The organism is Emticicia sp. TH156, from assembly GCF_002855535.1.
Classification (GTDB): Bacteria; Bacteroidota; Bacteroidia; order Cytophagales; family Spirosomataceae; genus Emticicia; species Emticicia fluvialis.
The window spans coordinates 278263-294489 of record NZ_PKRS01000007.1; the positions used below are offsets into that span (position 1 = coordinate 278263).

The 16227-nt window shown below is 41.1% G+C and carries 10 protein-coding genes; 9 read left to right on the top strand and 1 reads right to left on the bottom strand.

What is annotated here, in order from left to right; translation table 11 throughout:
• Window positions 1–243 precede the first annotated feature (243 nt).
• The 8 genes from C0V77_RS14905 (at window position 244) to C0V77_RS14940 (ending at window position 10111) form a co-directional block, all read left to right on the top strand.
• The gene (locus tag C0V77_RS14905; protein WP_101727136.1) at window positions 244–2334 is read left to right on the top strand and encodes a HEPN domain-containing protein; all 2091 of its coding nucleotides are present in this window, start codon (window positions 244–246) and stop codon (window positions 2332–2334) included.
• Window positions 2331–3149 (top strand): uroporphyrinogen-III C-methyltransferase, encoded by an 819-nt coding sequence (gene cobA / locus C0V77_RS14910; protein WP_101727137.1) that lies wholly within the window; start codon window positions 2331–2333, stop codon window positions 3147–3149. Before C0V77_RS14905 ends, cobA begins: the two co-directional genes overlap by 4 nt.
• Window positions 3150–3154: 5 nt before the next feature.
• The gene (locus C0V77_RS14915; RefSeq protein ID WP_101727138.1) at window positions 3155–4036 is read left to right on the top strand and encodes a sulfite exporter TauE/SafE family protein; all 882 of its coding nucleotides are present in this window, start codon (window positions 3155–3157) and stop codon (window positions 4034–4036) included.
• 12 nt (window positions 4037–4048) lie between these two features.
• Window positions 4049–4750 (top strand): phosphoadenylyl-sulfate reductase, encoded by a 702-nt coding sequence (locus C0V77_RS14920; protein ID WP_173830551.1) that lies wholly within the window; start codon window positions 4049–4051, stop codon window positions 4748–4750.
• A gap of 31 nt (window positions 4751–4781) precedes the next feature.
• Window positions 4782–5726 carry a sulfate adenylyltransferase subunit CysD gene (cysD, locus tag C0V77_RS14925; RefSeq protein WP_101727140.1) on the top strand — a complete coding sequence of 315 codons (945 nt, stop codon included), beginning with the start codon at window positions 4782–4784 and terminating at the stop codon, window positions 5724–5726.
• A 95-nt stretch (window positions 5727–5821) separates the two neighbouring features.
• The gene (locus tag C0V77_RS14930) at window positions 5822–7081 is read left to right on the top strand and encodes a sulfate adenylyltransferase subunit 1 (RefSeq protein WP_101727141.1); all 1260 of its coding nucleotides are present in this window, start codon (window positions 5822–5824) and stop codon (window positions 7079–7081) included.
• Between the two features lie 708 nt (window positions 7082–7789).
• Window positions 7790–9655, top strand: coding sequence for a HAMP domain-containing sensor histidine kinase (locus tag C0V77_RS14935; RefSeq protein ID WP_101727142.1), 1866 nt, complete (start codon window positions 7790–7792; stop codon window positions 9653–9655).
• A gap of 60 nt (window positions 9656–9715) precedes the next feature.
• Window positions 9716–10111: a response regulator gene (locus C0V77_RS14940; RefSeq protein WP_101727208.1), complete on the top strand. Its 396-nt coding sequence runs from the start codon at window positions 9716–9718 to the stop codon at window positions 10109–10111.
• 144 nt (window positions 10112–10255) lie between these two features.
• On the opposite strand, the gene C0V77_RS14945 is transcribed toward C0V77_RS14940, so the two are convergent.
• On the bottom strand, window positions 10256–10870 hold the full coding sequence (locus tag C0V77_RS14945; RefSeq protein WP_101727143.1) for a glycosyl hydrolase 108 family protein: 615 nt from the start codon (window positions 10868–10870) through the stop codon (window positions 10256–10258).
• Between the two features lie 774 nt (window positions 10871–11644).
• On the opposite strand from C0V77_RS14945, the gene gltB reads away from it, so the two are divergent.
• Complete coding sequence (gene gltB / locus C0V77_RS14950; protein ID WP_409012795.1) at window positions 11645–16189, top strand: glutamate synthase large subunit; 4545 nt, start codon at window positions 11645–11647, stop codon at window positions 16187–16189.
• Window positions 16190–16227 lie beyond the last annotated feature (38 nt).

Here is a 16227-nt window from a genome sequence, read left to right on the forward strand (position 1 = left end):
CCTTGAATTTTAGCCCAAAATAGCAAACGCAAACTGCGGATAAGCATTTTAATCTGTTTAAAGGAAACTAAAACTTCAAGATAAAAGTTTGTATTTTAGCTTTTCCTTCCTGTAAAATCACATCAACAAAACACCAAGCACTTAATTATCAGTCAGTTACAAAAAAAATACAAGAATTACACCCATATAGTCTATAATAATTATAGGATTTATGTATATTTGCAAAGTTAAAAAAAGGAAGTCATGCAAAGTTTTCGTACAGAACTAGAGAATCCATTAGTTGAAAAAGATATCATTGATTTAGAGCGTAAAATCAGACTTTTCCGCGAAGGTAAAATCCATGAAGAAAAATTTCGTAGTCTGCGTCTGGCTCGCGGTGTTTACGGACAGCGCCAGCAGGGCGTGCAGATGGTAAGAATCAAATTGCCTTATGGCAAAATGACACTTAACCAATGGAAGCGCATTGCAGATATTTCAGACGAGTACTCAACCGGTAACTTGCACCTTACCACTCGCCAGGATGTTCAGATTCACTTTGTGAGCCTTGACAAGACCCCGGAATTATGGGCAAAACTGGAGCAGGACAACATCACCCTTCGTGAAGCCTGTGGAAATACTGTAAGAAATATTACGGCCTCTCCTACTGCCGGTATTGACCCCAAAGAACCTTTCGACGTAACGCCTTATACGCATGCTGCGTTTGAGTACTTCCTGCGCAATCCTGTTTGCCAGGAGATGGGTCGTAAATTCAAAATGGCTTTCTCAAATACTGACGACGATACTGCACTTACCTTCATGCACGACCTCGGATTTATCCCTAAAATTAAGGATGGTAAAAGAGGTTTTAAAGTAATGCTGGGTGGCGGATTAGGCGCACAACCACAATTGGCACATGTGGCGTATGAGTTTCTGGAAGCAGATCAGTTGATTCCGTTTACAGAGGCGGTTATCAGGGTATTTGACAGACACGGCGAAAGAAACTCAAGACACAAAGCCCGTATGAAATTTCTGATAGCCAAAATTGGCTTTGAAGAATTTATGAATCTGGTTGAAGGCGAAAAAACAGCATTGAAAGTAAAAACGTATCCTATTGATACCCAAAAGCCTGAGTTCCTGTATAACTATGCTACCCCACAACCGCAGGATTTACCTGCAAACGATTCAGAAGCCTATCAAAACTGGTTTAAAACCAATGTATTTGCACAAAAACAAGAAGGCTATTATGGTGTTTTCGTCCGCGTGCCATTGGGAGATATTTCAAGCGTGGTTTCAAGAAGCCTGATTGAAAAATTAAGACCTTATATTGCAGACGATGTACGCGTAACGGTTAATCAGGGTTTGTTGCTGCGCTTTGTACTGGCTAAAGATTTACCCTATATTTTCAGCGTTTTAAGCGACCATAAGCTGGCGGCACCTGGTGCAAACAGTATTGCTAACATAACTGCCTGCCCTGGTACCGACACCTGTAACCTGGCCATATCTGACAGTACAAAAATTACCCTTGAATTTGAAAAAGTATTGCGTGAGGATTTCCCCGAACTGATTGAGGAAACCAACATGCAGATAAAAATATCAGGCTGTATGAATGCCTGTGGCCAGCATAGCATGGCGCACATTGGTTTCCATGGCAGCTCTCTGAAATCAGCAGGAAAAGTACTGCCTGCGGTTCAGGTATTATTGGGCGGTGGCATCAAAGGAAACGGCGAAGGCCGTATTGCCGATAAGGTAATAAAAATACCAAGCAAAAGAGGCCCTCAGGTATTAAGAATTGTATTAAATGACTACGAAACCAACGGTTTGGAAGGCGAGTATTTCAATGATTATTACGACCGCCAGGGTGAAAAATATTTCTATACCCTGCTAAAACCGCTGGCAGACCTCACTACATTGATTGATACCGACTTTGTTGACTGGGGCCGCGATGAGTTGTTCCAGACCGAAATTGGTGTGGGCGAATGTGCCAGCGTAATTATTGACCTGGTGGCAACTTTGTTTTACGAATCGGAAGAGAAAATTGACTGGGCAAGAACTGCATTTGATGAAGGCCGATGGGCAGATGCCATTTATTACGCCTATCAGTCGCAGATTAATACAGCTAAAGCGCTGTTGCTTGATAAAAACATTAACAGCAGCACCCAACATGGTGTAATGAACGAATTTGATAAAAACTTTGCTGACTACTTCGGTGGTAATTTTAAAGCGCAGGTTTTGCAGATTAATCAGAACGAGCCAAGCCAGGTTTTTGCTATTGATTATATATCTGAAGCCGAGAACTTTTTGAAAGAAGCCATTACATGGAGAGAAGCCAACAAAAATGCCACTGTTGAAGCATGAGTTCTACCCAAAATATAACACCCGGTTTTTTGAACCCTGTTCCGAAGCTCACAGTAGTGGGTGCAGGCATGGGCGACCCTGAGCTGATTACTCTTAAAGCCATCAATGCGCTGCGACAAGCCGATGTAGTACTTTATGATGCCCTGATAGATGAAGAGCTACTGGAATACTGCCACCCTGAATGCGAACGAATTTATGTTGGCAAGCGCGGTTTTGAAAAAAGCGTAAGCCAGGACAGCATTAATTTTATGATAGCCGAAAAAGCCTTTGAAAAAGGGCATGTGGTGCGTCTGAAAGGCGGCGACCCGTTTATATTTGGTCGTGGAAATGAAGAAATTGCTTATGCCAAAGAAAGAGGAATAGAAACCGCCTACATACCTGGTGTGTCAAGCATCATGTCAGGCGGTTTTTATGAAATTCCGCTTACAGCCAGAGGTGTTGCTGACGGGTTCTGGGTTATTACAGGTACCAAAGCAGACCAGAGTTTGTCTGCAGATGTACGTTTAGCAGCGCGCTCAAAGTCGACAGTTGTTATTCTAATGGGCATGAAAAAACTGGCTTCTATAGCCCGTATTTTTGAAGAAGAAGGATTTGGCAACACTCCGGTAGCAATTATACAGAACGCTGCCACATCCGAACAAAAAATCGGAATTGGAGATGTGAAAAATCTGCCAGAAATTGCAGAGAAAAATCAGTTGGGCAGCCCGGCCGTTATATTAATCGGAAACGTGGTTAAGCAAAACAGCATTCAGCATTTATGTTACATTGGGCATCAGTACTCCGGTAAAACAAAACTAAACAAGTCAAGTAAGTAAAGTATATGGAAAGAATAGCCAATACCCTTAGCGCGCACGTTCGACTAAAATATATTGCTGTGGCAATACTTGCCTTAAAAGTTTTACTGATTGGTGTATTGGCCTATCGTATTTTTGCCAGTATTCACTCATTTCAGTGGGGTATAGACAATCTGTTTTTGTATTATATAGGCGTGGGCTTTCTGGCCCAGCTGGTAGACGGCGCACTTGGAATGGCCTACGGAGCCACCTGTACTTCAATGCTGCTGGGTGTAGGCGTGCCACCTGCTTATGCTACGGCCAGTGTGCATACGGCAGAGGTTTTTACAACCGGTGTCTCCGGCCTGTCGCACTTATATTTTGGCAACATTGATAAGAAGCTCTTTTTCAGAATCGTTATCACAGGTGTGATTGGTTCAATGATAGGAGCTTATCTTATTTCTGAGATTATAGACGGCAAAGTCATTCGCCCGTACATATCGCTTTATCTGGTTGGTCTGGGTATAGTAATTATAGTAAAAGCGTTCAAAAAAAGACCAGCCACCCCCACCAACAAAAACCTGGGTTTATTGGGTTTAATAGGCGGTTTTTTTGATTCAATTGGCGGTGGCGGATGGGGTCCGCTGGTAACTTCAAACCTTATCAACAAAGGAAATGCCCCCAAAGAAACCATTGGAACTGTTAATACAGCCGAGTTTTTTGTGGCATTTTTCAGCACAGGCATATTTATGCTTTTTATTGATATTCAGGCATGGCAACCCATTGCAGGTCTTATTCTGGGGGGGGTGCTGGCTGCTCCGCTAGGTGCATTTCTTGTAAAGTTGTTTCCGCCCAAAACCATCATGCTCATTGTAGGCACCCTAGTGGTGGGTCTAAGCGTTTATAACATTATTAAAGTCTGGTTTTAATTGCAGTTTATTATGGTTGACATAGAAAAATTAGAACAATTTTCCTTAGAAGAGAGCCTCAACTTTATAGCCGGTCAGTTTCCTGGTAAAGTTGTGTTTTCAACATCATTCGGGCAGGAAGATCAGGTAATCACCCACGCCATTTTCAAAAACAGCGTAGCAGGTGGTTCATTAAATATCAAAGTATTTACTTTAGATACCGGCAGGCTGTTTCAGGAAACATACGAATTGATGGACAGAACACGTGCACGCTATCAACAGTCTATTGAAACCTATTTCCCAAGTACTGAAAAAGTACAGCAACTGGTAACACAAAAGGGCTTTAACAGCTTTTATGAGTCGGTTGAAAACCGGAAAGAATGTTGTGCCATCAGAAAAATTGAGCCTTTAAAAAGAGCATTGGCCGGAGCAGAGGTGTGGATAACTGGTTTGAGAGCAGAACAATCAGAAAACCGGAACGACATGAAGATCTGGGAATGGGATGGCGGAAACAATGTCTGGAAGTTTAATCCGCTCATTCATTGGTCGTACGAAGAAGTGCTGGAGTATATCGCAGTCAACCGGGTTCCCGACAACCCATTACATAAAAAAGGTTTTGTTAGCATTGGCTGTTTGCCTTGCACACGCGCCACAGAACCCGGTGAACACCCAAGAGCAGGGCGCTGGTGGTGGGAAGAATCTAAAAAAGAGTGTGGATTACACCAAGTTTCTTAAATTTGCATTTGGTGAGCATAAACAACGAATTATGAGTAATTTTTTAAACAATTCAGAAATCATTAATTCAAATTCAGGTATCAGCGGGGTTTTCCCACGTGAACTGGAAGATGAAGCAATTTATATTCTCAGAGAAGTGGCCTCTCAGTTCGAGAAACCAGCCATACTATTCTCCGGCGGTAAAGACTCTATTACAGTAGTAAGGCTGGCCGAAAAAGCATTTTATCCAGGCAAAATTCCCTTTAAATTGCTTCATGTAGATACCGGCCACAATTTCCCTGAAACGATTGAATACCGCGACTGGCTCGTAAATAAACTGGGTCTTGAATTACATGTTCGTTATGTTGTGGATTCAATCAAACAAGGCAAGGTAAAAGAAGAAACCGGTAAATATGCCAGCCGTAATGCAGCGCAAACCGTTACACTGCTTGATGCCATTGAAGAGTTTAAATTTGATGCCTGTATTGGAGGTGCCCGCCGCGACGAAGAAAAAGCCAGAGCCAAAGAAAGAATTTTCTCGGTACGCGACGATTTCGGTCAGTGGGATGCCAAAAAGCAAAGACCTGAATTGTTTGATATGCTGAACGGAAAAATTGAACTGGGTGAAAACATTCGTGTGTTTCCGATTTCTAACTGGACAGAACTGGATGTATGGAATTACATAAAAGAAGAAAAACTTCGGATTCCGAGTATCTATTTTACCCATGAACGGAAAGTCTTTGACCGCGATGGTCTCATCTGGGCAGATTCTGATTTCATTAATAAATCTGACGACGAAGTACCTTATACAACCAAGGTGCGTTTCCGTACCGTGGGCGACATGACCTGTACAGCCGCAGTTGCCTCTGAAGCTGATAATCTGGACGATGTGATTTCTGAGATTTTGTCGGCCAAAATTTCTGAGCGGGGTGCACGTATTGACGACAAACGCTCTGAAGCTGCTATGGAAAAGCGTAAACAGGCAGGCTACTTCTAATAAGCGATTTAGTGATTGAGTGGATGAGTGATTAATTCAGGTTTGCTGGGTTCACTTATAATTCTTTAAGATTTAATTTTCAGAATAGCATTACAATGGATATACTAAGAATAGCAACGGCAGGCTCGGTAGATGACGGCAAAAGTACCCTTATCGGCCGTTTGCTTTATGAAACCAACTCTATAACCGGCGATAAAATTGAAGCGCTTGAAGCGGCTTCTAAACGAAAAGGTCTTGATTTCCTTGATTTATCTCTTTTAACGGATGGCTTAATTGCCGAACGTGAACAAGGCATTACCATAGATGTGGCTCACATCTATTTTAGTACACCTAAGCGCAAATACATCATCGCAGACACACCCGGGCACTTTGAGTACACACGAAACATGGTTACGGGGGCTTCAAACACCTCCGTTTCTATTATTCTCATTGATGCCCGCAATGGCGTGGTTGAACAAACCAAGCGCCATTTCTATATCTCGTCGATGTTGCGTATCAAAAACATCATAGTAGCCGTTAATAAAATGGACCTGGTAAATTATAGCCAGGAACGTTTCGAAGAAATAAAAAGTGATTTCTCAAAACTAGCCGAGCAGGTAAGTTTTGAAGGCCAGGTTGTTACATTTATACCTATTTCATCTTTATTTGGTGAGAATCTGGTAAAAAAATCAACCGAAACGCCATGGTATGAGGGTAGTGCCTTGCTTGAAACGCTCGAAAATCTCGACAACCAGATAAACCCTATTTCGCATTTGCCTGCGCGTTTCCCGGTTCAGCTGGTAGTAAGACCTAAAACTGAAGCTTTTCATGATTACCGGGGCTATGCAGGCAAAGTAGCCAGCGGAAGTTTTCTGGTTGGCGATTTGGTGGAAGCCCTACCCAGTGGCCAAATCAGCAAAATTAAAACGATTGAGAAATTTGGCAACAAGTTGGAAATTGCCCACGCCCGTGAGTCGGTTGTAATTACACTTGAAGACGACATCGATATCAGCCGGGGCAACATGCTGGTAAAAGTAGGCGGGCAACCGGAGGCTAAAAAAGAAATTGATGCCAGAATATGCTGGCTTGACGGGCAAGCCCTGAAAGTTGGTAAAGCCTATTTGCTACAGCATGGTATCAACCGTGTGAAAGCAAAAATTACGGGTATCAACTCAATGATTGATATCAAAAATATGACTTTAAATACCGAACCATCGCATGAAGGCGGTATTAAGCTAAATGAAATCGGTTGGGTATCTATCAAAACTGCAAGCCCTGTTTATGCAGACAGATACGTAGACAACCCTACCAATGGCGCATTTATTCTGATTGACGAAATCACCAACAGTACAGTAGGTGTAGGCTTTGTAGAATAATACAGTTACAAAATATTCATCAACCAAACTTGCGACTTTGAAATAGTTTAGGGTTCGGTAAAAACTGACAGCAATTTTTGCTGTCTTTTTTTTTATCTGAATTCTGCTTTAATTGTGGCATAGTTTAACTTCAAATTAGCTTGATTTCGCCTCAGCAGCGTTTAGGTCATTAATATTAGATGCCTGCCGTAGTAATGAAGAAAATCAATCTGATATTTGAAACATGGTAAAACCTGGCATTGTTAGCTAGTACAGCTAATAGTAACAGCAAGTTAGCTTTGTCCAAAACGGCATTATTTAAAGGCTTTTGTTGGTAAGTTATAAGTATAATTGTATTGACGCTTATGAATAAATAAGAACAAACACATTTCTAGGTAAATGCCTGAAATTCGAGCAGGCATTGCTACTGGTTAATCAGAGTAAGAATAAAAAAAGATGATTACTTATAACGCGTAAAGATGCCATATTTGCTAAATTGTAATGTTTTTAAGAACGGCATCATTTAAACTACATTTCATAAATGTAATTCCATTTTTTTGAGATAAATGTTAATACATTTATATTGCGTTCGCGAACAGAATTGAACATTTTTAGAACAACCATGCTTCTGAAAGATATATTTGCGCGTTGCCCCAAATTACTATTTAACAATTAAATTCTTCCAAACTTAATTATCTGATTGAAATTTATTTTCAGTTATTATTACTAATGAAGTACAATAGGGCAAACATACTATCTAAGGTCGGAACGTGGGAATATAATGTAATGACAGGCATTTTGGATTGGGACCACGTAGTGAAATATATCTACGAGTTAAATGATGATTTTGAACCAACGATTGAACTGGCAATAGGTTTTTTCAAAACCACCGCAATTAAAGAACGAGTAAGTGAATTAACCAGAAACCTGATACAAACCGGAGACCCTTTCGTTGAACAATTTGAAATACGAACTGCCAAAGGGAATACAAAATGGGTAGAAGCGAGCGGTTACGCCGACTTTAATAATGAACAGTGTGTGTTAGCATATGGCACATTGAAAGATATTTCTTATGAAAGAGACCTGGACTCTACGCTTCAGTTAACAGAAGAAAAGTTCTCTAAGGTTTTTGAATCCGCTGCCATTGGTATGGCATTGGTCTCGCCGATGGGGTATTTCATTAAAGTAAATAAAGAACTACCACGAATATTAGGCTACACGGAAGAAGAGTTAATAAAGCTGACCTTTCAGAATATAACTCACCCGGACGACCTCAGCAAAGACCTTTCTTATTTTAAGCAAGTGCTTAATAAGGAAATAGAAAGCTACAGAATGGAAAAACGGTATATCCATAAGCTGGGGCATATTGTGTGGGCTGAACTATCGGTTTCTATTATCTGGAGCAGCCAGTTTACCCCTCTTTATTTTATATCACAGATAACAGATATAACCGAGCAAAAAAAAGCGTCAGAAGAACTCCAGCGCGAACAGCAGCGGCTTTACCAAACCATAGAGGGAGCAAATATTGGTACCTGGGAATGGAATATAAAAGACAATACGGTAATTTATAATAACAGGTGGGCCGAAATTGTTGGCTATACCTTAGACGAATTGCAGCCTATCAGCAAAAGTACCTGGAGTAGCCTGGTACACCCTGACGACAAACACATTCCGGATAAAAACATCGAGAAGTGTTTTAGCAGAGAAATTGAATTTTATGAATGCGAATACCGCATGCGGCATAAAAATGGAAGTTGGGTATGGATAAATGATAGAGGGAAAATTGTAGAGTGGTCGGCCAAAGGCCAGCCTTTGCTAATGCTGGGTACGCACGCTGATATAACCCAGACCAAAAGCAAAGAACAGGAGCTCAGAAACACCCTTGACCTGGTGAGCGAGCAAAACAAAAGACTGCTTAACTTTACGCATATTACCTCACATAATCTTCGGTCACATATCGGTAACTTTCAGATGCTGCTCAACTTGCTGCCTGACGAACCGGATGAAACCAAAAAGCGAGAATTAATTGATTTTCTGATTACCATAGCCAATAACCTGCAGGAAACCGTTCATTACCTGAACGAAGTATTACAGATACAGACCAACCTTAACCTTCAGATAAAAAAAATAAACCTGTACAACGAAGTAGAAAAAGTACTAACAAATCTGAAAGGCCTGATATCAGAGTCGCTGGCTATTGTTTATAATCTTGTACCTCCTAATCTTGAAATTTCTTACAGTGCCGAATACATTGAAAGTGTGCTCATTAACCTCATAACCAATGCCATTAAATATCAGCATCCAGACCGCATTCCGGTCATTCATATCAGTGTCAGAGAAAATTTAAAATATATTATTCTCGAAATTGCAGATAATGGCATGGGAATTGATTTAACTAAACATGGGCAAAAACTCTTTGGCATGTATAAGACTTTCCACCAGAATAAAGATGCCAGAGGTTTAGGACTGTTTATTACCAAAAACCAGGTTGAAGCACTTGGTGGCAAAATAGAAGTTGAAAGTACCGTTGATATAGGAAGCACCTTTAAAGTTTGTATCCTGCACCCACACAACCTGGCTTCAGCGTCTGGCTAATGTCTGTAAATTATATAGACAAAATTATTATTAACCGTTTTGATGCAAGCAAAATCTGATATGAAAATAAACAATGTCTGGATAATAGATGATGACAAAATACTTACGTATGTTCTGAAGCGAATGTTGGCATCCATCAACGTTTTTGAAAACATTGAGATTTTTCAGAATGGTAAAGAGGCATTTAATCAACTAACGAAAGTATTAACAGAGAGAGAATTATTACCAGATATTATTCTTCTGGACCTGAACATGCCGGTGATGGACGGCTGGCAGTTTTTAGATGAATTTGAAAGATTAGATCTTGATAAGAAAATAACACTATATATTGTTAGTTCGTCTATCGATACACAAGACCACGAAAAAGCCGCTAATTACACCGTTGTTTCAGATTTTCTTGTTAAACCTATCGGGAAAAAACAGATTGAACAATTGGTGGCCGATTATACTGCTTAAAATATTTCGTTTTCTTTAATTGAGCAAAGGCACTAAATAATTATACACTGGATAAAAGCCTGCTGGCTTTGTTTGACCGCCAGACGCCTTTGATTTAAACGCAAAAAAAAATCCTTTAATATTAACATTAAAGGATTTTTTTTATCAATTCAACTTAGAAGCCAGTTTATCTGTCTTATCATCCAGACTTACCTCCGGGTCTTTTGCCATCAGAATATCCGGAAGAATCAGGAAATCTGCCAGCATATTCTTCTCCTCATCCAAAATTCCAAAAGCCTTTGCTCTTTTTGTCCAGCCGGGGTATCTGCTGGCATTTTTTCTTGAGCCATAATAATGTAGGCGGTAATTCATGTAGGGATTCACAATGTACTCGCACTGAAAAAACGAATTAGCCAGTTCTACGTCTTCAATTGACAGACGACCGTCTTGCGGAGCGCCGATAATTGCCTCAAAGGCTCTGATATTCACTCTGTTTACACCTTCTCCTGCGGTAATAATCTGGTCTATAAGTATTTCGGCAACTTCCTGGCTCTTAAATAAATCTCCGTGATACTTATTCCAGTAATGTTTTCTGTGAATTTTAAAGGCCTCTGCCTTTGTAAACGTCTTTTTTCCCCATACTCTTTTGTTAATTCCATAGCCTTTTCCTTCAAATCTGATAAGTTTCTGGAAGTACTTTTCAAAGGACGCAGCTTCTGAAGTAATAATTGTCATGCTGACCATAAAACCAGTCAGCAGCATTAATTTAATTTGCTTCATTCGGGATATCAAATTTGTTGACGGCACAAAGGTAAATATTAATATCCTGATTATCAAGCAATTATTGATTTTAGTGACTTTTAAGACCTTTTTTGGTTCCATATAACAAGGGTTTTTGCAACTATTTTGCAAAAAAAAGATTCTTTACAAATATTAGAATAAGTCAATGAATAGGCCTATAAATGAACATTTTACATAGAATAATTCAATTACAGTACTTTTAACTGTTTGTGCCAGCCAGACACGCCATAAACAGTTTAAAAAAATACATCTTGCCTGCCCTGACTCATGGCAGATAAGAAAAAACATATACCGATTATTACGTATATACAAAAACTACTGAAAACAACCAGCCATAAAGTAGAATTAAGAAAAATGAAGAAATTTTGGCAGAAAAATTAACTTTTTGTAAATTAGCTAACAATAGTTTGAAATCTTCGCAAAAAGCCGACTTTAGTAGCGAATATTCGCTAAAAATTGCCGATAATATCCAGAAATCAGAGTTCTAAAAATTATTGTTTTTGCATTATTCTCATAACAACTATTGTAAAAACAAGTATTTTATATTAGATAAATAAAATTTGGTTTCAAAGTTGTTATGCCAAATAATTTTAGTATTATATTGCAATTCAATTGCTGTATATACTATATATATATAACAATTCAGAAGATTATTGGGCTTAATGCTTCACGATTAAATTACAAAATATATAACCAGAGTACAATTTAAAACCCTATAAATTTTATCGCACGATGACTGAATCAGAGCAAACAATGGAACAAGGTCTATATCGTTCGGAATTCGAGCATGATGCCTGTGGTATTGGCTTCAGAGCACATCTGAAAGGCCGCAGGTCTCACGGAATTGTTGCCGATGCCATAAAAATGCTTGAGCGCATGGACCACCGTGGTGCGTGCGGTTGTGACCCAAACACGGGTGACGGTGCCGGTATTTTATTACAAATACCGCATGAATTTTTACTGGATGAGTGTAACAAACTTAATTTCCAGTTGCCTTCAAGTGGTGAGTATGGTGTAGGAATGATTTTCTTTCCTATGAATGAAACAGAGAGAGAGGAATGCAGAGAAATACTTAACCGAAAGATTGAGAGAATCGGGCTTGAATTATTGGGTTACAGAGTTGTACCTACCAAAGGCGATTGCCTTGGCGACGGTTCAGGCTCAGTTGAGCCGCATGTGGAGCAGGTGTTTATCAAACGGCCGTCAGACATTACAGAAGAAATAGATTTTGAAAGAAAACTATATATTTTGCGTCAATACGCTTCACGCATCATCCGTGAGTCAGTAGCTGGCGCTAAAGAGCATTTTTATTTTTCATCGCTCTCGTGCCGTACTATCTCTTATAAGGGGCAGTTAACCACCGAGCAGTTAAAATACTACTTCCCTGATTTATCTAATAAATCTGTTACTTCAGCCTTTGCAGTTATTCACTCACGTTTTTCAACCAATACATTCCCATCTTGGAAACTGGCACAGCCTTTCCGTTTTATTGCCCACAACGGTGAAATAAACACCGTAAAAGGTAACGTAAACTGGATAAGAGCCGGAGAGAAATCGTTTTTGTCTGAGTATTTCACGAAGGAAGAAATGGATATGATTCTTCCGATTTGTGATGCAGGCAACTCAGATTCTGCACAGTTGGATAACGTAATTGAATTGCTGTACCTATCGGGCCGCTCGCTTCCACATGTAATGATGATGCTGATACCTGAAGCATGGGACGGCAACGAGCAGATGGACCCTGTCAGAAAGGCTTTCTACGAATACCACGCAGCCATTATGGAACCCTGGGATGGCCCGGCTTCCATATCGTTTACAGACGGCAAAATGGTTGGTGCAACACTTGACAGAAACGGATTACGCCCATCGCGCTACTGGGTTTTAGATGACGACACCGTTATAATGGCCTCAGAAGCAGGGGTATTAGATATTGACCAGGAGAAAGTAATTTCGAAAGGCCGTCTTCAACCGGGCAAAATGTTTATTGTTGACATGGAGCAGGGAAGAATTATACCGGATGAAGAAGTTAAAGCAGATATTTGTTCGCGACAACCCTATCAGGAATGGCTTGATGAATACAAAATCAAAACTTCTGTGCTGCCAAAGTCGATTCGCCCTTATCAGAACTACAGCGAAGATGTGCTTCTGAAAAGACAAATCACTTTTGGTTTTACATCAGAGGATTTAAGAATGATACTGGCTCCTATGTCACAAACCGGGCAGGAAGCAATCGGCTCAATGGGTGTTGATACCCCTCTGGCCATACTTTCAGACCAAAGCCAGCATTTATCGTATTACTTCAAGCAATTATTTGCGCAGGTTACCAACCCGCCTATTGACTCTATCAGAGAAAGAGCCATCATGTCTTTGATTTCGTTTGTAGGTTCAAACGAAAACATCCTGACAGAATCACCGCTTCATTGCCGGATGGTGGAACTGGAACAACCTGTTTTAACGGTTGAAGAATTTGACAAACTACGCTTTGTAGATTACAAAGGTTTTCAGGCCAAAACCATCAACACTTATTTTAATGCCAAAGTACCCGACTACGGTAAAGCATTAGAATTTGCCCTTGACAGAATCTGCCGTTATGCAGAAGATGCCATTGAAGACGGTTTCGAGATTCTGATTCTGTCAGACCGGGCCATAGATTCTGACCACGCCCCTATTCCGTCTTTATTGGCCACGGCGGCGGTTCATCACCACTTAATTAAGAAAGGAATCAGAGGCAAAGCAGGCATTGTAGTAGAGGCTGGCGACATCTGGGAAACCCACCACGTGGCAACTTTGATAGGCTATGGCTGCTCGGCTATTTGCCCTTACATGGCTTTTGAGACCATCTCCTGGATGAACAAAAAAGGTTTGATTGAGGGCGAAAATCAGGATTACGTTCTTTACAAAAATTATATCAAGGCGGTTAATAAAGAGTTGCTGAAGATATTCTCAAAAATGGGTATCTCAACGCTTCAATCATATCAGGGCGCCCAGATTTTTGAGTGTATTGGTCTGAACAAACCGGTAATTGACAAGTACTTTACAGGTACCATCTCCCGCATTGGCGGTATGGGTATTGCAGATATAGCCAAAGAAGCCATAGTACGCCATAAAGTGGCGTATCCGGACGTACCGCAGGTATCGGTACAAAGATTAGAAGTTGGTGGGGTTTACCAGTGGAAACAACGCGGCGAACGCCACATGTTCAATCCTCAAAGTATTCACTTATTGCAGCAATCCGGCAGAGTCGGTGAAAAAGATTTAGAAAAAGGCTATCAGATTTTCAAACAATACTCGAAACTGATTAACGACCAAAGCAAAGATGCCTTAACAATCAGAGGCCTGTTGCGTTTCAGAAAAGGAAATCCTATTCCTATTGAAGAAGTTGAGCCGGTTGAAAACATCTTCAAACGCTTTGCTACCGGAGCTATGTCGTTCGGTTCAATATCATGGGAAGCCCATACAACACTTGCCATTGCCATGAACCGCATCGGCGGCCGCTCTAACTCTGGCGAAGGCGGTGAGGATGAAATCCGTTATCAGCCTGATGCCAATGGTGATAATCTGAGCTCAAGCATCAAGCAGGTGGCGTCTGGCAGATTTGGTGTAACCAGTTATTATCTGACCAACGCCAAAGAATTACAAATAAAAATGGCACAGGGTGCCAAGCCCGGAGAAGGCGGCCAGTTACCCGGCCATAAAGTAGACGACTGGATTGGCCGAGTTCGGCACAGTACGCCGGGTGTAGGTTTGATATCTCCTCCGCCTCACCATGATATATATTCAATTGAGGATTTGGCACAGCTGATATATGACCTCAAAAATTCAAACCGCGATGCCCGTATTTCAGTAAAACTGGTTTCGGAAGCAGGTGTGGGAACCGTAGCAACAGGTGTTGCCAAAGCCCACTCAGACGTAATACTTATTGCAGGCCATGACGGTGGAACCGGAGCCTCTCCGCTTTCATCTATCCGCCATGCAGGTTTGCCTTGGGAACTTGGTTTGGCTGAAACCCATCAGACACTGGTTAAAAATAAATTGCGTGGCAGAGTGGTAGTGCAGGCAGACGGACAGATTCGCACAGGTAGAGATTTAGTGATTGCAGCCCTGCTGGGTGCAGAAGAATTTGGTGTAGCTACAGCAGCGTTGGTATCTGTAGGTTGTATCATGATGCGTAAATGCCATCTGAACACCTGCCCCGTAGGTGTTGCTACTCAGAATAAGGAATTACGTGCCATGTTCAGTGGAAAACCTGAACACGTGGTAAGCATGTTTACGTATTTGGCCCGCGAAATGCGTGAAATAATGGCCGAATTGGGCTTCCGCACTGTAAATGAAATGGTGGGTCAGGTTCAGTTCCTTGAAAAACGTGACGACCTGTCGCATTGGAAATACAAGAAAATTGATTTAAGCGGTATTCTTTTCAAAGAACCAACTGCGCTTGATGTAGCACAATACAAACAAGAAGAACAAGACCACGGCATTGACCACGTGCTTGACTGGCAGATGATAAAAGATGCCAAGCCTGCATTAGAAAGCAAACAGGAAGTAACTGCCGAATATTCCGTTAACAACCTGAACCGTAGTATCGGAGCGATGCTTTCAAACGAGGTTTCAAAAGTATTTAAAGGCGACGGTTTACCTTATGGCACTATTCATTATAAATACCGCGGTACATCAGGGCAGTCTTTCGGGGCGTTCTCTACCAAAGGTTTGAAACTGGAGCTGGAAGGGGATTCAAATGACTATTTTGGTAAAGGTCTATGCGGTGCCGAACTGATTGTGTACCCGGATAGAAAAGCAACCTTTGCCGCTGAAGAAAACATGATAATTGGTAACGTTGCATTTTATGGCGCTACATCTGGCGAGGCCTACATCAGAGGTATGGCAGGAGAACGTTTCTGCGTAAGAAACTCAGGCGCCAAAGTAGTGGTTGAGGGTGTAGGAGACCACGGCTGCGAATATATGACAGGTGGTTTGGCTATTATATTAGGCAAAACCGGTCGTAACTTTGCTGCAGGTATGAGTGGAGGCATGGCTTACATTTATGATACCGATGGCGACTTTGAGTCGAAATGTAATAAAGAAATGGTAGGTCTTGAAAAACCTGATGCGGAAGACGCCGAAATGCTGAAAGCCTTCATTGAAAAGCACCTGGCTGTTACGAACAGTAGCATGGCAAAATCAATTCTGGATAATTTCAGTGAGGCACTTAATAGCTTTGTAAAAGTAATACCTACCGACTACAAACGCGTTTTGCTTGAAAGAAAGAAAAAAGCAGAAACCGAAAACGTTCTGGCATAACACCGCCGTCTTTGAAAGATGAAACTCTTGCATACCAG